This window comes from Pseudomonas sp. Irchel 3E13 (assembly GCF_900187455.1).
GTDB lineage: Bacteria > Pseudomonadota > Gammaproteobacteria > Pseudomonadales > Pseudomonadaceae > Aquipseudomonas.
In genome coordinates this window covers 29724-47022 of the sequence record NZ_FYDX01000020.1, presented here as the reverse complement: position 1 = coordinate 47022, position 17299 = coordinate 29724, and the positions used below count along the sequence as shown (strand labels likewise).

15 protein-coding genes and 3 pseudogenes are annotated in these 17299 nt (G+C 56.9%); 8 read left to right on the top strand and 10 right to left on the bottom strand.

What is annotated here, in order from left to right:
- Nucleotides 1-4: 4 nt before the first annotated feature.
- The 3 genes and pseudogenes from CKW37_RS33360 to CKW37_RS33835 all read right to left on the bottom strand — a co-directional run.
- Nucleotides 5-613 (bottom strand): zinc-binding dehydrogenase, encoded by a 609-nt coding sequence (locus CKW37_RS33360; RefSeq protein WP_226930338.1) that lies wholly within the window; start codon nucleotides 611-613, stop codon nucleotides 5-7.
- A 39-nt stretch (nucleotides 614-652) separates the two neighbouring features.
- Nucleotides 653-1051 (bottom strand): annotated as a pseudogene (locus CKW37_RS33840) (alcohol dehydrogenase catalytic domain-containing protein); the annotation flags it as partial.
- Nucleotides 1052-1791: 740 nt separating this feature from the next.
- Nucleotides 1792-2083: pseudogene (locus CKW37_RS33835) on the bottom strand (transposase); the annotation flags it as partial.
- 59 nt (nucleotides 2084-2142) lie between these two features.
- On the opposite strand from CKW37_RS33835, the gene CKW37_RS27965 reads away from it, so the two are divergent.
- Nucleotides 2143-3180, top strand: a complete 1038-nt coding sequence (locus CKW37_RS27965; protein WP_023082810.1) for an IS5 family transposase — start codon at nucleotides 2143-2145, stop codon at nucleotides 3178-3180.
- Between the two features lie 8 nt (nucleotides 3181-3188).
- The gene (locus tag CKW37_RS32865; RefSeq protein ID WP_090315687.1) at nucleotides 3189-3437 is read left to right on the top strand and encodes a hypothetical protein; all 249 of its coding nucleotides are present in this window, start codon (nucleotides 3189-3191) and stop codon (nucleotides 3435-3437) included.
- Nucleotides 3438-3471: 34 nt separating this feature from the next.
- On the opposite strand, the gene CKW37_RS27960 is transcribed toward CKW37_RS32865, so the two are convergent.
- Nucleotides 3472-3831, bottom strand: coding sequence for a hypothetical protein (locus CKW37_RS27960; protein ID WP_010953870.1), 360 nt, complete (start codon nucleotides 3829-3831; stop codon nucleotides 3472-3474).
- 118 nt (nucleotides 3832-3949) lie between these two features.
- Between CKW37_RS27960 and mreA the strand changes: the two genes are divergently transcribed.
- The 3 genes and pseudogenes from mreA to CKW37_RS27945 form a co-directional block, all read left to right on the top strand.
- Nucleotides 3950-4237 carry a metal-sensing transcriptional repressor MreA gene (gene mreA, locus CKW37_RS27955; RefSeq protein WP_010953869.1) on the top strand — a complete coding sequence of 96 codons (288 nt, stop codon included), beginning with the start codon at nucleotides 3950-3952 and terminating at the stop codon, nucleotides 4235-4237.
- 10 nt (nucleotides 4238-4247) lie between these two features.
- Nucleotides 4248-5381 (top strand): Ni(II)/Co(II) efflux transporter permease subunit MrdH, encoded by a 1134-nt coding sequence (mrdH, locus tag CKW37_RS27950; RefSeq protein ID WP_010953868.1) that lies wholly within the window; start codon nucleotides 4248-4250, stop codon nucleotides 5379-5381.
- A 4-nt stretch (nucleotides 5382-5385) separates the two neighbouring features.
- Nucleotides 5386-5796: pseudogene (locus CKW37_RS27945) on the top strand (YqaA family protein); the annotation flags it as partial.
- A 145-nt stretch (nucleotides 5797-5941) separates the two neighbouring features.
- On the opposite strand, the gene tnpC reads toward CKW37_RS27945, so the two are convergent.
- The 4 genes from tnpC to CKW37_RS27925 all read right to left on the bottom strand — a co-directional run bounded on the left by tnpC (nucleotide 5942) and on the right by CKW37_RS27925 (nucleotide 12004).
- On the bottom strand, nucleotides 5942-6304 hold the full coding sequence (tnpC, locus tag CKW37_RS27940) for a Tn3 family transposase post-transcriptional regulator TnpC (protein WP_010953865.1): 363 nt from the start codon (nucleotides 6302-6304) through the stop codon (nucleotides 5942-5944).
- Nucleotides 6305-6312: 8 nt separating this feature from the next.
- Complete coding sequence (locus CKW37_RS27935; protein WP_023082813.1) at nucleotides 6313-9318, bottom strand: Tn3 family transposase; 3006 nt, start codon at nucleotides 9316-9318, stop codon at nucleotides 6313-6315.
- A gap of 150 nt (nucleotides 9319-9468) precedes the next feature.
- Nucleotides 9469-10800: a hypothetical protein gene (locus tag CKW37_RS27930; RefSeq protein WP_095159410.1), complete on the bottom strand. Its 1332-nt coding sequence runs from the start codon at nucleotides 10798-10800 to the stop codon at nucleotides 9469-9471.
- 241 nt (nucleotides 10801-11041) lie between these two features.
- The gene (locus CKW37_RS27925) at nucleotides 11042-12004 is read right to left on the bottom strand and encodes a DNA-binding protein (protein ID WP_004577307.1); all 963 of its coding nucleotides are present in this window, start codon (nucleotides 12002-12004) and stop codon (nucleotides 11042-11044) included.
- Nucleotides 12005-12091: 87 nt separating this feature from the next.
- Here CKW37_RS27925 and CKW37_RS27920 point away from each other — a divergent pair, with 87 nt between their 5' ends.
- Nucleotides 12092-13195, top strand: a complete 1104-nt coding sequence (locus CKW37_RS27920) for a site-specific integrase (RefSeq protein WP_024717480.1) — start codon at nucleotides 12092-12094, stop codon at nucleotides 13193-13195.
- 112 nt (nucleotides 13196-13307) lie between these two features.
- Here CKW37_RS27920 and CKW37_RS27915 read toward each other — a convergent pair whose 3' ends face one another.
- Nucleotides 13308-14078, bottom strand: coding sequence for a DUF6602 domain-containing protein (locus CKW37_RS27915; protein WP_004577305.1), 771 nt, complete (start codon nucleotides 14076-14078; stop codon nucleotides 13308-13310).
- Nucleotides 14079-14250: 172 nt separating this feature from the next.
- Nucleotides 14251-14946, bottom strand: coding sequence for a hypothetical protein (locus CKW37_RS27910; protein WP_004577304.1), 696 nt, complete (start codon nucleotides 14944-14946; stop codon nucleotides 14251-14253).
- Between the two features lie 555 nt (nucleotides 14947-15501).
- Here CKW37_RS27910 and CKW37_RS27905 point away from each other — a divergent pair.
- Both CKW37_RS27905 and CKW37_RS27900 read left to right on the top strand, forming a co-directional pair.
- Nucleotides 15502-16068: a hypothetical protein gene (locus CKW37_RS27905; RefSeq protein WP_004577536.1), complete on the top strand. Its 567-nt coding sequence runs from the start codon at nucleotides 15502-15504 to the stop codon at nucleotides 16066-16068.
- A gap of 4 nt (nucleotides 16069-16072) precedes the next feature.
- A complete protein-coding gene (locus tag CKW37_RS27900; RefSeq protein WP_004577537.1) occupies nucleotides 16073-16906 on the top strand; it encodes a hypothetical protein in 834 nt (277 codons plus the stop codon).
- Nucleotides 16907-17299: the final 393 nt, after the last annotated feature.

Sequence of the window (17299 nt, the reverse complement as noted above, 5' to 3'; positions counted from 1 at the left end):
TAAATTAGATACATGAGCCATTGGGCTCAAACAGGATTTTCAAGGACTGACCATTTAGGGCCATTTCGAACGCATCCTCTGCCGCCGATAGTGGCAATCGATGCGATACGAGCGAAGACAAATCAACACGCCCTGTAACCAATAAGCTAGTTGAACGCTCCCATGTTTCATACAGACGCCTGCCATGCAGGCCACGTACAATAAGGCCTTTGAAAAGCCACTCCTCTAAGTTGAGCAAAATATCATGTGACGGGACGCCCATCAGTCGCAACTCACCACCATGGGTGATGGATTGAATAAGCTCCTTTAACGCCGCTGCTTGCCCAGAATAGTCAATTGCAACATCTACTCCCCTCTCACCGAGCAGCGAACGCACAGTCTTATAAACGCTCTCTTCAGTTGCATTAATGCATTCATCCGCCCCCATTTTGGCTGCTGCAGTGAGGCGCAGAGGATGAATGTCCGTTGCAATGACCTTGCTTGCTCCCAGTGCTTTGGCGGCTGCAATGTTCATAAGTCCGATCGGACCGCAACCAGAAACAAGAACATTCAATCCCGAAACCCCAGAACCCTCCAGACTTGCATGCACCGCAAGCCCGAACGGCTCCATCATTGCCGCCTGGAGCGGAGGAATTCCGCACGGCACCGGCCAACACACGCTTTCCGGAACCACAACGAAAGACGCGAAGCCTCCATCAAAGTCGACCCCCGGATACCGCGTCTTAGGACAAACATGCGCCCAACCGCGTCGACACGTGTAGCACGTTCCACAAGGGAGATGACTCTCCAGACTGACGCGCATCCCAGGCCTTAGACCTTTAACGTCAGATCCGACCTGTTCAATCACCCCGCTAACTTCATGACCCAAGATAGTGGGGAGTTTCATTCTTTTGGCGAACTCGCCCCATTTATAGATCAACAAGTCAGTACCACAGATACCGGCCGCTTCAACTTTCACCAGCACGTCAGTACTGTGGGCCTCTTTAGGGGCGGCCACATCATCGACAGATAGCCCTCCTGGCCCTGCTTTAGTTTTCCTTATCGCGAGCATTGAATCACCTATGTAGACGTCAAATGTTATAGGTAGCAAGGACGGCGATATCAAATCACTTAATGCATCACATGCAGCCAAGTTCTCGGCAACAAACGCACAGCTTCCGAGATCGACACGACTAGTTAGTAATGTCGCTGCAGCTGTGACTGCGGTAGATGACTAAGGCTCGAGCGAATGCGCGACAGGCTGGATATATCGTTGCAGACCTGGGCATATAGTCGGTTGAGGTTAGCGATGAGATTGAAGATTGATGCAGCCGCACCGTTGGACTGGCATCTATAACCCCTATCACGAGAGATGAAGCCGATAACTGCGACGAAAATGGTGCGCAAAGTCGCACGCACGCCAATGACCTTGGCCTCACCAAAATTGGTGGTCGGGCTAGCCTGCTTGGGCTCGCCCTCAGAAAGCACTAGGCCAGCGTCACAGACTCCAGGCGTAACGGCTACGGCTGGCCCGCTTTGAGGATATACATGGCGAAAGCAACCAATCTGAACAGAGTTGAGAAAATACAACATTGAAGGGTCACCACTATTTTTATTTTAAGTCTCGTATAGCTAGCAACCGCCATGCCATTGCTTATACCGATCCCCTTATTTCATCTAAATTATTGATTTTCTTTGTAAAAAAGAAAGGGGGGTATGAGAGAAAATCTACAGCACGCTGGCTGTATTTGAGCAAATCATCAATCGCGCATAACCACCTGTCGATTTGATCAAGGCAGCGATAAAAAAGGTTCATCGCGCTTTCCCGGGGAAGACAGCCTTGACTTTCAGGAAGAAGTAGTCCGAGCCCCGGAAACCATAGGCCATGCGCTTGATCACCTTGATTCGGTTGTTCACGCCCTCCAGCAGGCTGGTATGCATGGGAAAACGGGCGCTGGCGAGGATGCCGCGGATATAGCGCCTGAGGTTTTTGGCGAAGCGCTAAGCCCCTGTCACGGGCATGCCGTAGCCAGGCCCGCCAGCGTTGCCAGCCTTCCCATACGCTCGGGGCGTAGCAGACTTCCTTCAGGGCACCTCGAAAAACCTCGGCCCCCTGCGATTGGTAAAATTGCGTTGTCCTGATTTCGTTCTCTGACACCAGCCATGAAGAAGCGCACTGCCATCAAGACGGACCTGTTCGCTGACGAACATCATCGGAAGAAGATCGACACGCTTGGAGATCCGCTGGCCCAGATCGAGTCGTACATCGATTTCGCGGCACTTGCGGCGGAAGTCGATCGGGTAGCGCCGCGCCCTGTCAGCCCTCAAGGCGGTCGCCCGCCGTATCCGACGGAGACGATGGTGCGGATTCTGGTGCTCAAGCGGCTGTACAACCTGTCGGATGAACAGATGGAGTACCAGTTGCTTGACCGGATGAGCTACAAGCGATTCTGCGGGTTGGCCAGCGCGGTCAATATTCCGGATCGAACGACCGTGTGGACGTTCGAGAACCGCATCGGCGACGCCGGCGCGAAGGTCCTGTTCGACGGTGTCACGGCCCAACTGCTCCGGCACGGATTCATCGCCCGCGGCGGCCAAATCGTCGATGCCACGCTGGTGCCTGCTCCCAAGCAACGTAACAGCCGTGAGGAGAACAAGCTGGTCAGGGAAGGCGCGATGCCGGCTAACTGGAAGCCAGCCAAACGGCGCCAGAAGGATACGGATGCCACCTGGACGCAGAAGCACGGCAAGAACCACTTCGGCTACAAGCTCTCGGTCAACGTGGACAAGAAGTACAAGATCATCCGCAAATTCGAGACTGATACGGCCAGCGTCCATGACAGCAAGCACTTCGATGCGCTCATCGACCGGAGCAACACGAGCCGCGATGTCTATGCGGACCGAGGCCACACCAGCGCAGACCGGGAGGGCTGGCTCAAGGATCACGGCTATCGTAATCAGATCCAGAGGAAGGGGTACCGCAACAAGCCCCTTTCCGAGTGTCAGCAACGGCGCAACCACCGCATCGCCAAGACGCGTGCCCGAGTGGAGCACGTGTTCGCGAGCATCGAGCAGATGGGCGGCAAGTTGATCCGTACCATCGGACAGGGGCGCGCGAACTTTGCGATGACGATGATGGCGGCCTGCTACAACTTGAAGCGGCTGGTGTACTTCCAGAAGGCGGGAATCAAGGCCTTCTGACGCCCGGAGTGGGCCGAATCGCCGCTGCAGAGGGCGATTCGGAAGAAAAACGGGGCGACACCGCCCAGAAAGCGGTGATTCGCCGCAGAAATCGAACCGAATTCGATCATGGCCATCATTTGGCGGTCGGATTCACTGAAAACCTCGCGTTATTCGAGGTGCCCATAAACAACAGCAGCAGTAATAACGAGCGATTCGGACGCACGACAAATGCGCCCATTGCGCTCATGGATAACGAATCCATGGTTGAGTCCTGAGTTAAAGGGGTCTTGGGCCGCACAGCAGCCTATGTCAGAGCACGAATGTGGCGCGCGGTGGCCGTTCAATCAGGAAGATCGGGCTTGGAGGAATGGAGTAACGAGGGGCGGGTATCGGCTGCGTACGTTCAGGCAGCGTGCTGATGCTGAGCAGCGTGGTCAGGTGCGGTGTTTCATGCACATGGTCGGCGGTCAGCGGTGAGTGGCAGTGATCCCCGTATGCAGCACAGGCGAGCGCCTCGTCACCATGGGTATGCGAATGTGCGCCATTGTTGCCACTCCCGACTGGCTGACTCGAACCCATAAAGAGCGCAGAGGTGTGCCCGGCCCAGGCTATCAAGATGGCCAGAGCAAGGGCAAAAATCACCTTAGTGCTGATGGGGTTGCTGAGCATGTCGTGTTTCTTTTGATGCCTAAGCGGATGGTTGTTCTGAAGGGGTAGTTGGTTTGACCATATCCCCCCCAGGGGGATAGGATGCGAGCGTAATTCATCGATGCATGAGACTCAAGGCATGAGCGATCACGAACACGGCCATCAGCACCAAAGTCATAGCGATATCATCAAAAGGTTGAAGCGTGCGGAGGGCCACCTGCGCAGCATCGTCAGCATGATCGAAGACAGCCGGGCCTGCGTCGACATCGCTCAGCAACTGCATGCCGTGGAAAAAGCCGTCTGCCAGGCCAAGCGTGTGCTTATCCAAGACCATATCGATCACTGCCTGGAACACACCGTCGAAGCACTCGCGACAGGTGAACGCGCATCGCTCGAAGACTTCAAGCAAATCACTAAGTACCTCTAGGCCTTTTCCCATGTCGAGCTTCGCTGAACTGCTGCAACAGGGAGCCTCGCAGGCCTGGTTGTACTTCCCCAGTGCCATCCTGCTGGGAGCCTTGCATGGCCTAGAGCCAGGGCATTCGAAAACCATGATGGCGGCGTTTATCGTGGCCATTCGCGGCACGGTGAAGCAGGCTGTTCTGCTGGGACTGGCCTCAACGCTTTCCCACACCGCAGTGGTTTGGCTGGTGGCCATGGCCGGCATGTACCTGGGGCAGAACCTGAATGCCGAAACCACCGAGCCGTATTTCCAGCTTGCGTCCGCCGCCATAATTATCACCATCGCCCTGTGGATGCTTTGGCGCACCTGGCGTGGCGAGCAGATGTGGCGCTTCGAGGAAGGCGATGATCTTCAGCATGACTATCACCACCACGATGAAATGCAGCGCATCGACACCGGGCATGGGCGCATCGAACTGTCGATCTTCGAAGAGGGCGTCCCTCCGCGCTGGCGACTGAATATCTTGACTGGCCATGCCTGGTCGGCAGCTGAAATGAGCCTGCTGACGACCCGCCCCGATGGCCTGGCCCAGCAGTTTCGCTTCGTCGACCGAGGTGACTACCTGGAGTCAGTGGACGAGATTCCCGAACCCCACGAATTCACAGCGCGCCTGAGCCTCGGCCATGCCGGTCATTCTCACGACTATGATCTGGAGTTCCACGAGCACGGCCACGGTCATGGCCATGATCATGCAGAACTGGAGGGCCTGGAGCTGTCGTTGGAGGGCTACCAGGATGCCCATGAGCGGGCGCATGCCAACGATATCCGCAAGCGCTTTAGCAATCGCAACGTCACCACGGGCCAGATCATCCTGTTCGGTTTGACGGGCGGGCTGATTCCTTGCCCGGCAGCGATCACCGTGCTGCTGCTCTGCCTACAAGTGAAGGAAGTCGCGCTGGGAGCCGTGCTGGTGTTGTGCTTCAGCATTGGCCTGGCCATCACCCTGGTTACCGTTGGTGCTGCCGCCGCTATCGGAGCACGCCAGGCGTCCAATCGCTGGCCCTGGCTTGGTGCTGTGGCGCGTCGCGCTCCGTACCTGTCCAGCCTATTGATCATCGGTGTGGGGATTTACGTGGGTGTCCATGGCTGGATCGGCCTGAACGCCTAGCCTGATGTGCGAGTTATCCGGCTATTTCGGCCTGTTCCTCGCCGCCTTCGGTGCCGCCACGCTGCTGCCCATGCAGCCGGAAGCGGTGCTGGTCGGCTTGCTGCTGACCGACCCCTATGCCGCCTGGACACGGCTGGCCGTGGCGACCACGGGCAATGTACTGGGCTAAGCACTGAACTGGCTGTTGGGCCGTTTTATCGAACACTACCGACACAAACGCTGGTTTCCCGTCAGCGAAGAAAAACTGGAAAAGACCCAGCAGGCTTATCACCGCTTCGGGCGCTGGTCGCTGCTGATCAGCTGGGTACATATTATTGGTGATCCACTCACAGTAGTGGCTGGCGTCCTGCGGGAACCCTTTTGGAGCTTACTGTTGATCGTAACGCTGGCCAAGGCCACTCGCCATCTGGTGCTGGCCCCTGACGCTCGGGTGAGACAGGTCAAGTTCTTCGGCTGGTCGCTCGATAAGTATTGGATTGCCGCTGTCGAAGATTTAATCCGGCAAGAGATGGTCTTTCCTCAAGCCTGCGCATTTACAATATAGGCACTCTCCCAAGTGCTTACTGTTCGTGGTCGGGCGCTAGATTGACCAAGGGGATTATTCCAGCTTGAGCAGAGCGCACCCACCCAGCGAGGGTCTCGAGATTCTGTTGCAGCGACTCAGCCTCCGTCCAGATGCAGGCATTCTCAGTAGGTACTGTCAGTGGCACACCCTCTACAAGGGTTAGGGCCATCGCATGAAGCTTCAGCAGCTCATCTCGGACAGCCACAACTCCACCTAACTCAGCCAGACAGGCATCGAATTGGTCAACCAGTCGCAGAAGCTGGGAGGTGTCGAAGCTGGCTCGCAGCTTGTCCAGTGCTACACCATCCACTTCTCCGTAGGGTGTGACTCGAAAAGTCGCGGGAGGGATCTCGATCATGTTGCCTCCTAGGCACCGGTCTTGCTGGCCGTGTTGGCTCGAAGCGAGCCGGCGGCCTGTTGGAATACCGAGTCCTTGATCCAGGGCTCCGGTGGCCTATTGAGCTTGAGGTTGAACTCACCGAAGCGCTTGACGTTGCTGGTCAGGTAGGGGCTGAGGAACGACACGTCCTCATCGGTGAACTGCCAGCCCTCGCGGGCCAGTTTATGCAGGATGCGCATCATGTCCACAGTGTTCTGCAGGATCACCGACGAGGCCACCATGTCGTTGTAGCGCAGCCGTTTCTGCTGCTCGTCCGGATCGTTTTCAGCAATCACATCGCCGCCGAAAGATAACCACTTGGAGAAACCGTTGTAGGACTCGATCTTGTTGGTGTTCGCGGTGACCTCCTGGCGCAACTCGCGACTGCCGATCCAGTTGAGCAAGAAGATCGTACGGATCACGCTGCCCAGTGCCTGAGCCGCATGGTAGAGCTTGTTGCGCCGGCTGTAGGAGCCGAGTTTGCGCAGCAGCATGGGCGAGGAAATCTTGCCGGCCTGGATCGACAATGCGACCTGCATCAGATCCTGCCAGTGGGTTTCGATCAAGTTCCAGTCGGCAGTGTCGGTGAACAGGCGGTTGATATGCTTGTACGAAGCACCGCGATCCGGCCGGCACATCACCAGGTCGCGCCAGTTGCGAATACGTGGCATCAGATTGATGCCCAACAGATGGGTGAAGGCAAACACCGTGGCCGACTGCCCTTGGGTATCGGAGTACACCGTGTCAGCCTCGACGCTGAGATCAGCCTTGAGCAGCCCCTCGATCACGTAGATCGCCTCCCAGATGCCCGGCGGGATGAAGTGCTGGAACACGGCGATGTAGTTGTTGGCCACGTGCCGATAGGCCACGGCTCCCATTTTGCGGTAGCGAAAGTGGTAGCCGGCCAGCAGGTTGTCATCATAGAAGTCGAACTGCGTGCCGTCCGCAGCCACCGCCTTGCCATCGCCCCAGAGCTTGGGCAGATCAAGTTGAAGGTAGAGTTCCACCAACTCGCGGTTAGCCTTGTCCAGTTTTTCCAGCGAGAGGTGACGGCGATTCGTATAGGACAGCATGTGTGGCGTGACATTACCGGTCAGATGCCGTGCAGCCTGGCTAGGGCCTAGGTTGCAGCCCATGGCGAAGATCGTCATCAGGTAGCGCTCGGCAGGCTCTTTGAGCTTCGGCTCGTTACCGGACATGGGCCCGAAATGCCGCGTGAACTGAATCCAATGCTCGATGTTAGCCATGATATCGAGCACATGCCTGGCCGGCATGCGCTGCATAAGCGCCGTCTGCAGCGAGATGGCCGAAGGGGGGATGTCCCGCGCCGCTACTCGGCGCAACACCGGTTCTCCAGCTTCGTTAATCGATACGTCCCCTCGGCATGATGGGAATTTCTCGTCCAGTTGTTGCGCGGTTTCCTCCAACTGGGTCTTGAGAGAGGCAACAAACTCCTTCGCTGTGCCAGGCAGCCCCATCTTTTCGCAGTAGGCCGGTAGTCGCTGGAGACATTCCTCCCAGGGTAGCAACTGCTTGCGATAGTCGGCGAAGGATACCGACCCTTGTACGCACATGTCGCCGGATCGCAGCTCGCTGGCCAGGTAGGAGAAAACGCAAACTTCCAGATAGCGCCGGTTGGTCGGTGGCCCCTCACTCGAAGGGCGACGAACGACCTTGACCCAGCGCTCCGACGCAAACGACAAATCGACGTGCTCGTCGATCCATTCGCGGTGTAGATTCTCGCTGTCCTGGATCAGTTGAAGTGCCTGAGTCAGCGACCGATCCTGAGTCGTGGGCTCCAGTTGGAGAAGGTGACTGAGACGGAACAACAGCGAGCGATGGGACCTGAAGTGCTTCCAGATCAACGGCAGGTAGTTATTACCGCCGGTAGCTTGGACTTCGGCGCAAGTCTCACGCAACCGATCCAGATTGCCATCAGGGGAGAGGTATTCCCGAATCAGGCTGCCAGCTTCCTGGTCATCCGGTTCTTGAACCAGAATCTGCACCACGCCGTCCAGGGTCGCCGCCAACTGCTCCAGCTTCTGGCGTTGTCGCGCCTGGATTTGTTCCAGCTCCTCCTTGGCGCGTTTATGGATCGTCGAAATCCGCCGGATGAACATCTCGGCCAGGTGGTCCCGAGTTCGCACACGCATTCGATATATCAAGGCCAGCATCAGCGTGTGGCGCTTCGGCAGCGAGCAGTCCTTCAGCTCGGAGACGTCCGCCGCCGCGGCTTGGGCAGCAAAGTGGCGAATCTTGGCATCGACGATCCCCTCAAAGATGGCCTCCAGGTCCCCGAAGCTCTCTAGCCAGGCCAAGTGGTCGATCAGCACCTCCAGGTGCTTGCGAGATGGCTTCTTGGGTGCCTGTTTCAGCGCATTGAAATCGCTCTGGCGCCGGCCGAAGTCGGTGTCGAGCAGCTCCTTCAGCTTGTAGATCACCTCGATTGGCGCTCGAGTCACGACTAGGTTGAAGGTAACTTCCTGGGCACTCGCCAAGGCGGTTTCTGCGAGGTTGTTGAGCGTCGAATAAGCCGGAAGCTCATAGCCACGCTGAATCAGCTCATCAAGCATGGCATTGATGAGATCGACTCGCTGCTCAAGAACTACAGCGCAGTCACGTGCGATCTGCTCAGTGACCGCTAGCCCGTCGCTGCTGTAGAAGGGGGTAACCTGCAGGTACTGCCGTACCGCTGCTTGGTGCCGGTAAAGGGTGCGGGGATTGCTATAGCGTGGAGCTATTCGTGCGCCGTAGCGGAGGCATTGCCGGACATGACTGATGAGTTCCTGAGGAAGCTCCTCGAACGGAACGAAATAGTGCAGCTGCTGAAACACCTTTAACTGGATTGCCAGCCCAATCGAGAGCGCTGGACTCTTAGCGGTGTTGTTGACCCATTCGATCTCTGAATCAGACAGGGAATAGCTTCGATGAAGCTCCTTGGCCGGTAGCTGACTGGGCAAGATAGGGTAGGCTGTTCTTTCCACCGATGCCATTGAACACATCCCCCAAGCGAGGCAAAAGCATCAGCATAGACGGCTAGCCAGACGGTGGATGACCAGCAAGCCACGGCCTCTCGAATAACCTTTTAAATCATATATTTACAGAACGAATGTCCTAATTTTTGCCTTATCTCGGCATAACCCCTAGTACGTGTTCACCCAGCGCTGCATGGGCGTATCCTGCGCCTCAGGCAATGCCCTGGTACGAGCACTGAGCTTGACCTTCTCGGCCTGGTCGATTTGAACCCAGGGTATCTGGCCACGCTCGCGCATCACCGTCGCGTGGTAGTCCACCATGCCGAGAAACTGGTCACTGAAGCGTTCCTGACGCGCCAAGCTCATGAGTCGCTCCAGCCGTCGGCGGCCGGTGTGCGAAAGAATGCCGAGCAGTTCTGAATGCGCATCGATACGCGCGGCGGCCGCCGGCAAGGTTGCGGCATCGCGCCCCAGCCCTTGCCAGTGCGCCTCGATTTCGCCAAGGCTCTGGTGCCGGCCATGACAGGCCAGGGTAAACAGCAGATCGACCTGAGCAAGGAGTGGTTCGACCTGCTGCACGTGCACGAGCTTGCGTCGCTCGGGCGTTTCGCTGCAGTTTTTTTCGGCCAGGGCGAACAACTGCTGGATCGGCAGGTGGCCGTCTGGATTGTGTTGAACTTGATCATCCATCACCCGCAGCAGTGCACCCGCAGCGCCCGTGTCGAGGCCAGTCAAGGCTAGCCAGAAGTCGCGCGTGGCAGCGCCTACTTGCGCGGAGTTCGGCAGTGCTCTTCGGTAGGCCTTGATCAGACTGCCCGGTACTTGCTTGAGCGCGCTTCCGCCACCTGCTTTGAAGCGCAGGAAAATCCCCTGCAAATGCATGCGCGCTTCTTGGAACAACCTGTGAAACGGCTCGTGAGTTTGAATCATCCCCTTAACTTTCACCCACAACAGTCCTGCTTCTTGACTGTGGTGGTAGTTGTAGCGGTCGTTGAAGAAGCCTATCTGCATGAACGGTGTCTTATAGCGCCCACTCACACCCAAGCCCAACTGACGCACCAACAGGTGTCCGGCTGGTTGATGGGTGAAGCGCAGAAATGGGTTACTGTCGACCTCCAGACGTGCACGAGCCTTGCTGGCGCCCAGCACGCCTTGACTGTCAACGCCGGTATCGGGCGCAGCAGTCACCATGGCATACGTGAATATGTTCTCCAGATAGACTAGACAAGCCTGGCACAGCGCCAGCCCATGACGTCCTCCTGACTGCTCACGCAATGCTTTGCTCGGGCCGGTATCAACATCGTCGAACAGGTCCTTAATCACTGCATGATGCAGCAGATTGAGCGTGTAGTTTCGTACGTCGTTCGAAACCGAATTGACCCGGTTGCGAAAGATTTCCTGGCCAAAGGCAGACCAGATGGTCAGTACACCCAACGGATCAATCTGGCTGTCGCCACTGAGGTCTTCATCGTATTCAGTCAGGTATTGGCTCAACCGCATGAGGTTTCTCAAGACAAAGGATATCAACAACGCGACCGAGCAGCTGAGATTATGCTACGCCAGTCTCACGATACAGATTTCAAGCGAGGGTTAGGTGCTGCGGGCTACAGGGCAGGCGCGGGTGCAAGGCCTTCGACGCACCTTGTACGGATCGCCGACACCACGCCTCGCGTCAGTCGCGCAGCCCTGTTGCACTCTAGACATGGTATTGCGACCGCTTGCGGTGCTCCTCCCCGACCCATCACCGCTCCTTGATTCTGGACTTACGCAGCTTCGGCGCCTGCTGCTGGACCAGTTGCTGCTCCAGCGTGTCAGCACGCGCCTGCTGGGCCGCGGCCGTATGTCGCACCTCGTCAAGCATTTGCTGCATGGCATGTAAGCGGCCTTCCAGAGCTTGCCGCTGCTGCTCGCCCTGCTCCGCCGCCACTTCGGCCCGCGCCTGCTGGGTGGCTGCCTGGCGCTGCGTCTCGCTCAAGACGTGACGGTCTTGCTCCGATCGTTGCTGAAGTTGGTCGAACTGGCGCTGGAGCTCTCGGCGTTCAACCTGGCGTGTTTTGCTCTCCTCGCGCGCTCGGTCAATTTCGCGGTAGGCGCGCTCCTCGACACCGCGCACGTAGGCTTCTTGTGCCAGCCGAGCCTGCTCGACTTGATGCAGGGTGTCGTGCTGTTCGGCCTGCAGACCATGCAACTGCTGTTGCAAGGTGTCGCAGGCCAATTGCAAGGCGCCACGTTGTTCCTGCAGATCCTTAATCTGCGCCTGACGCTGGGCCAGCAGTAGCTCTAGATCGGTCAGGCGGGTTTCAGCGCTCTGCCGCACAGATATTGCCTCTGCCGTCTGCTGTCGCGCCTGAGCAACGTCCAGCCGGGCGCGGGTATCCAATGCTAGGAGCTCCTCTCTTTCCTCCGCGAGCACCTGCCGCTGGCTGGCCAGTGACTGCTCGACCACGCCTTGAGCCAAGGTGGTCGCCTGCTGCCAGATAGCGACAAAGGCCTGGGCCACTTCCGCCGGCAGTCCGGGCAACCGCGTTTCACCGCGCAGGCGGCCGGCCAACTGTTCCCACCATTGGTCGAGCAAGGCGCCGACCCGCGCCGGGCTGCCGCGACCCAGTTCCAGGCGCACCCGTTCTACCGTCGGCCGCTCGCCACGGGCCAGCACCGCGTCTGCCGCGGCAAACACCTCGCTTTCCGGTACGCCTACCGCCATGCCCTGCCCTCCGCTATATTAGGTCTGATAATGAATGATTATCCGACCTTATTAGATTGAATCTAAATTAATAATACGTAGAACGTAATGAATAATACAGAATCATTGCAGCCATCGATTGACACGCCACTGGCGCCGCACGAGTTGGCGGCCAGCACCCGCGCCGCCGCCGAGGCGTTCATCGCCGCCGGCACCGCCGCCAACACGGTGCGCAGCTACCAGAGCGCCCTCGCCTACTGGTCAGCCTGGCTGCGCCTGCGTTACCGGCGCGCGCTCGGCGACGCTGCCTTGCCGCCGGAGGTCGCAGTGCAATTCATCGTTGATCACCTTGCCCGCCCGGGCGCTGACGGCGGCTGGAGCCACCTGCTGCCCGCAGACCTCGATGCCGCCCTGGTCGCAATGGGAGTCAAGGGCAAGTTGGGAGCACTCGCGTTCAGTACGGTCAGTCATCGTCTCGCCGTGCTGGCCAAGTGGCACCGGTTGAAGCAATGGGACAACCCAACCGAGACGCCGGCGGTGAAGACCTTGCTGCGGGAAGCGCGCAAGGCCCAAGTGCGCCAGGGGGTGGCACAGCGCAAGAAAACTGCCGTGGTCCTGGAGCCATTGCAGGCAATGCTCGCCACCTGCAGCGACGGCGTACGCGGCGTGCGCGATCGCGCCCTACTGCTGTTGGCCTGGAGCGGTGGCGGCCGACGCCGCTCGGAGGTGATCGGCCTGCAGATCGAAGACCTGCGCCGGCTGGATGCCGACACCTGGCTGTACACACTTGGGGCGACCAAGACCGACACTGGCGGCGTACGCCGAGAAAAACCGCTGCAGGGGCCGGCGGCGCAGGCACTGAGTGCCTGGCTGGAAGCAGCACCGGCCTGCCGCGGCCCGCTGTTTCGCCGCCTGTACAAAGGTGGCCGGGTCGCACCGCATGGACTGTCCGGCGACCAAGTCGCGCGGATAGTCAAACGCCGCGCGGCGATGGCAGGTCTTGATGGGGACTGGGCAGCGCACAGTCTGCGCTCAGGCTTCGTCACCGAGGCAGGACGCCAGGGCGTGCCGCTCGGTGAGGTGATGGCAATGACCGAGCACCGCAGTGTGAGCACGGTGATGGGCTACTTCCAGGCGGGCGCCCTGCTTGACAGTCGGGCCAGTAAGCTGCTCGGATCGACACCGGGCGCGAGCGAACCCCCACCAGAATAAGCAGCCAGGTCAAAAGGGGGGGGCGCCTTCTGCGTCTCAACCATGACAAACGCGAAACACTGAAGCGGTTGTGCCACTGAACGATGTAAGCAAGTGCAGCGCATACCTGAGGTTACATGGGGAACAAGTCAATGGCGAAAATAGTTTTGCTGGGAGTACTGTTGTGATAGGACACTCGCGGCACCAACACACCCACGGGCAGACTACTTCTCAAGTGGCGTTCGACGCAGGCATACACAGAGAGGAAGAACCGCTCCAGTGCGTTGATCGCGGTACCTTCGTGATCCTCGTAGAAGTACGAGAGATAGCCCATGGCATCGCGGTCGTGGATAACCATGTCTCTATGCAAATGGTAGGAATGATCTAGGCCGGTGATTTCGTCCGGGAGGAACTGGAAAGTATCATGATCGAACTCCTGATAGCTGCCTGGGTGTCGAAATGAATGAAAGTGCCTGCTGACAGTCCCCAACGTCGGAGCGTTGAACATGAACAAGTACGTCCTCGCCGCCAATCGCAGGTTCTGGAAACTCTGGAAATAGCGAATCACCTCATGAAATCCGGCTCGGTTGATCGAGGTTTTTACTTCGATAATAGCAATCACCGCCTCCGCCGGCACCACAACCACACCCTCTACTCGATAGAACGGGGCATACCGGTGCGAGTCGTAAATCAGAATGTCGCACTGCTTGGATAAACCGCCCGCACTGTCGATGATGAAGCCCTGCTCCACGCTGACCGCCCCCGGCAGGTGGTCTTTGAGGAACTGGCGAAGCACCGCTTCGGCCAGTGCGCCAGTGGTCGGGTTGTGCCGGGTGATGTACACCTTGGCCTGGGCGATCTTGCTGTTGAGTTCCTGACTCGCATGATCAAAGTAGTGACTCATGCCTTCTCCCTTTAAAGGTAAGCTGCAAAGCTGATGGCCGCCGCCGGCCAATCCCCATCGATTGTCGGTATGACGCGCCATCTCGACGAGACGCCGCCGCGCTGGCAGTTGTACGCCTGCGGCAGCTCATCCTGCAGCGCCAACGCAGTGGCTTCCAAAAATTACGCGGAATTCAAAGGTCGAAGATCCGCGAACCGCCAGCATCCACGCGGAAATTTGACCACGCCCGCCGTCCTTGGCGCATTTCCTTGAGGCCGTCCTCACCAAATCGCGCGAGAATCTGCCCAAATAGCTGATCGGGCTCCAGTACTTCCAGGAGCCGGTAGGTGACCAGCGGACGGAGTAAAGACTGATGCTCCAGGGTGGGATCGTGAAACTGCCCTGCGTGCTCGATCAGTGCATGCCCCTCGACCCCTGCCTCCGGGTGATGAATGAGTGACAGTGCATAACGAAGCTGCGGATGTGAGGCCTGAAGACTCAGGATGGTGAGCAAACAGTTTTGCCAACAGAAAGTGGGCTGAGTGAGCATCGGCTTCCTGGCGTGCAGCTCCCGGATGAACGCCGGCGTAGGCGTCACCTGACCTGTAATGTCAATTCCTTGGAGGAACGGCTCCGGAAGCAGTGCAGTTTTCTTGTAGTTGAAGACTACGGCGTCCCCGGTGTAAGTATCCACAATCCGGTAGTGCTGGCCCTTGAAACTGCGCTGAGCCAAGACCTCGGCCTGTTTCAACGACGCAAACCGGCCGAACGGAAGTGGTGCAGCTCCGTTGACATACAGATCAAAGCGGCCAGCGCGACTGACGCCTTCTTCCGAAGGTGCACCCGCAGCGACCGTGGAGAACCACTTGCGAATCCATTGCAACACCATGATCTCTCCCGTGAGACGCCAGCGCTGGCACCGGGTAATCGCTTACTTTTCAGAACACGGAAAATAACACGGCGCTGCTCTTTTGGCACCAAGCGAGCATCTGTTGTTTGCCACTGTAGGTAAGCAAGGCTGACCACAAATAGTGGTCGCCCGGAAAGCCGAATGACCTACACAAGAATCGTCGTTACACCGTATCGCGGATGGAACTGACGGACGCTGCCGCTAGGATAGAAGCGATCACAGTCATGAATCGAGCAATTGCCTGTATCGCCTCCGACCATTTAGAGATCGTGATGCGTCGTGTCACAGCAATGCTCGACGAGCCCTGCAGGATTGCCCACTACTGCCGTTTGGACAATCTTAGACTCAGACCCTGCGCTAGAAAGGTGGTCACCAGAACCTTGTTGTCTCTCCCGAGACCGCGCGTTTATGGTTCGCGCAGCCGCACTTGGTGAAGTATTCGTTGTGGACGTGAAGCGTGGCTATTTGATATCGTCCAGAGCCCTATCTCGCACCTGTCGACATCCACAGTCGGCGTCACGCACTGGAGATGCCATGGAGTGGCCGAAACTCGACCTTAACGTTCCTTTCCGGTTGCTACTGACCTTCAATGCGACGTCTCTCCTAGTAATCGTATTTTTGGTTCAGAAGGGCTACGTGCTGGGGTCTTTTTTTCCTGAGCATGGCCTTGTTGTTGCGCTTCCCAATTTCGTGTCGTACGGCCTCTATCTCTGCGTCCCCGTGCTGCTCACAGGCTTAAGCTTGGTGCTAAGTCCATCGCTGGGCAAGGATGAGTTCAAGCCAGGCCAAGTTGACTCCATTGATCATGCTAATAATAGTTTTTTACCGAGCTATCTCGGATATTTTTTCGTGGCGCTCAGCGTTCCAAATTGGGAAACCCTGCTCTTTGTATACGGCGTTTTGTTTGTTTTCACCTACCGCTCGCAAGCACTGTATTTCAATCCGCTGTTTTTATTGTATGGCTACGAATTTTATAACATAACCACTACAGCGCGCGCGTCAATTTTCCTAATCTCACGAGCCGGGTACAAGTTACCGGATGACGTCGTGATCGAAAAAGCTTATAGAATCAATAACTACACATTCATAGAAAAAGGCTGAGCATATGGATTGCGTACTGGTAAAGGTGAAAAAACTCAGAAAAAAACCATTCTTCAAGTTGATTTCTGATTACACGCTTTTCGACGACTTGGGCATTGATCCCGCCGCTTGTGTAAATTACTGTCCTGATCACAATCTGGACGAGGATTCTTGGTTCAAAGTTGAGGAGTTTTCCGCACAAACATTTTGTGTGGAGATGCTGAAGGGCGATTTTGACGCAAAAGTGTATGACGATCTGGCCAAGCGACAGTTTAATGACATCTCTTACCTAGTGGCGAGCCAAGGGGAAGATTTTTATTTTCAGAAAGTCACACCTTCACTTTTTCTTAAACGGAAGACTGTAGTCTTCGGCGAGGTTGCGGAGATTGAAGAGTCCCAGAGCCGCTTAGTGATTAATGCTCAGCCAGATGCTGTCTACCTCAGAGCTTCTGACACCCTTATCTTCAAAAACCTAGCCACTATTTCCAGTATTTTCCCCGGGATCGATGAACTGTACAAAGAAGCAACGCAAGAGGAGGTTGAGCAGTTCCTTGATAAACCATTTATCACCTTATCCAACGATTTTGCAGCGGAGAAGGTTTCCAAACCGAATCGCAAGCGTATTGCTTTGGCGATGGCGACATTAGAGGCGTTACCCGAACAAGATAAAGCAGGAATGCTGACCTACATTGATGGCTACTGCGGCCAACAACTCGTCTTTAATGCCAACAGTGGTCAGTTCGAAATTTCGACAGACAATGAACTGAAACTCCTTATTTATGGCATTGAACAACGGTTCTATACCACCCAATTCGGACAAGAGAAAAGACTGGCCAACTCAGTTCAGGCCCTTGGCTGATGTGCCCGAGACGATGTAAAAAGCAAATCTGATGATAGCGAGATCTTCCATTTTTTGAGGCACTCTCGCCTACGGGAGAGTAGACGCGCTAAGGAAACCAGCGAAACGGATCCTCAGCCTTACGGCAACTGCCCGTAAAGCGAAAGTACGAACAGACATAGTTGGCGAATGTACCAGTGCATCGTTGCTTATCGCTTGAAGATGATGTGACAGCGGGCGGCTTGCACGTTGCGTGATTTCTTCCGTTTGCTAGGCTAGAACTAGATCTCAGTCAGGCGCAACGCAGGGATTTAGCATGAGCGCTAACGCACTCAATGATCACCACTTAGCACATCGTGCGCCGCTGCCTCGGGGTATCCAGTCAGCAGGCCTAGGATTAGTGTGCTTCTGGAC

Coding starts and splice junctions, on each gene's coding strand:
- CKW37_RS33360 (WP_226930338.1), bottom strand. CDS start 613: ATGATGGAGCCGTTCGGGCTTGCGGTGCATGCAAGTCTGGAGGGTTCT.
- CKW37_RS27965 (WP_023082810.1), top strand. CDS start 2,143: ATGAAGAAGCGCACTGCCATCAAGACGGACCTGTTCGCTGACGAACAT.
- CKW37_RS27960 (WP_010953870.1), bottom strand. CDS start 3,831: ATGCTCAGCAACCCCATCAGCACTAAGGTGATTTTTGCCCTTGCTCTG.
- mreA (WP_010953869.1), top strand. CDS start 3,950: ATGAGCGATCACGAACACGGCCATCAGCACCAAAGTCATAGCGATATC.
- mrdH (WP_010953868.1), top strand. CDS start 4,248: ATGTCGAGCTTCGCTGAACTGCTGCAACAGGGAGCCTCGCAGGCCTGG.
- tnpC (WP_010953865.1), bottom strand. CDS start 6,304: ATGATCGAGATCCCTCCCGCGACTTTTCGAGTCACACCCTACGGAGAA.
- CKW37_RS27935 (WP_023082813.1), bottom strand. CDS start 9,318: ATGGCATCGGTGGAAAGAACAGCCTACCCTATCTTGCCCAGTCAGCTA.
- CKW37_RS27930 (WP_095159410.1), bottom strand. CDS start 10,800: ATGCGGTTGAGCCAATACCTGACTGAATACGATGAAGACCTCAGTGGC.
- CKW37_RS27925 (WP_004577307.1), bottom strand. CDS start 12,004: ATGGCGGTAGGCGTACCGGAAAGCGAGGTGTTTGCCGCGGCAGACGCG.
- CKW37_RS27920 (WP_024717480.1), top strand. CDS start 12,092: ATGAATAATACAGAATCATTGCAGCCATCGATTGACACGCCACTGGCG.
- CKW37_RS27915 (WP_004577305.1), bottom strand. CDS start 14,078: ATGAGTCACTACTTTGATCATGCGAGTCAGGAACTCAACAGCAAGATC.
- CKW37_RS27910 (WP_004577304.1), bottom strand. CDS start 14,946: ATGGTGTTGCAATGGATTCGCAAGTGGTTCTCCACGGTCGCTGCGGGT.
- CKW37_RS27905 (WP_004577536.1), top strand. CDS start 15,502: ATGGAGTGGCCGAAACTCGACCTTAACGTTCCTTTCCGGTTGCTACTG.
- CKW37_RS27900 (WP_004577537.1), top strand. CDS start 16,073: ATGGATTGCGTACTGGTAAAGGTGAAAAAACTCAGAAAAAAACCATTC.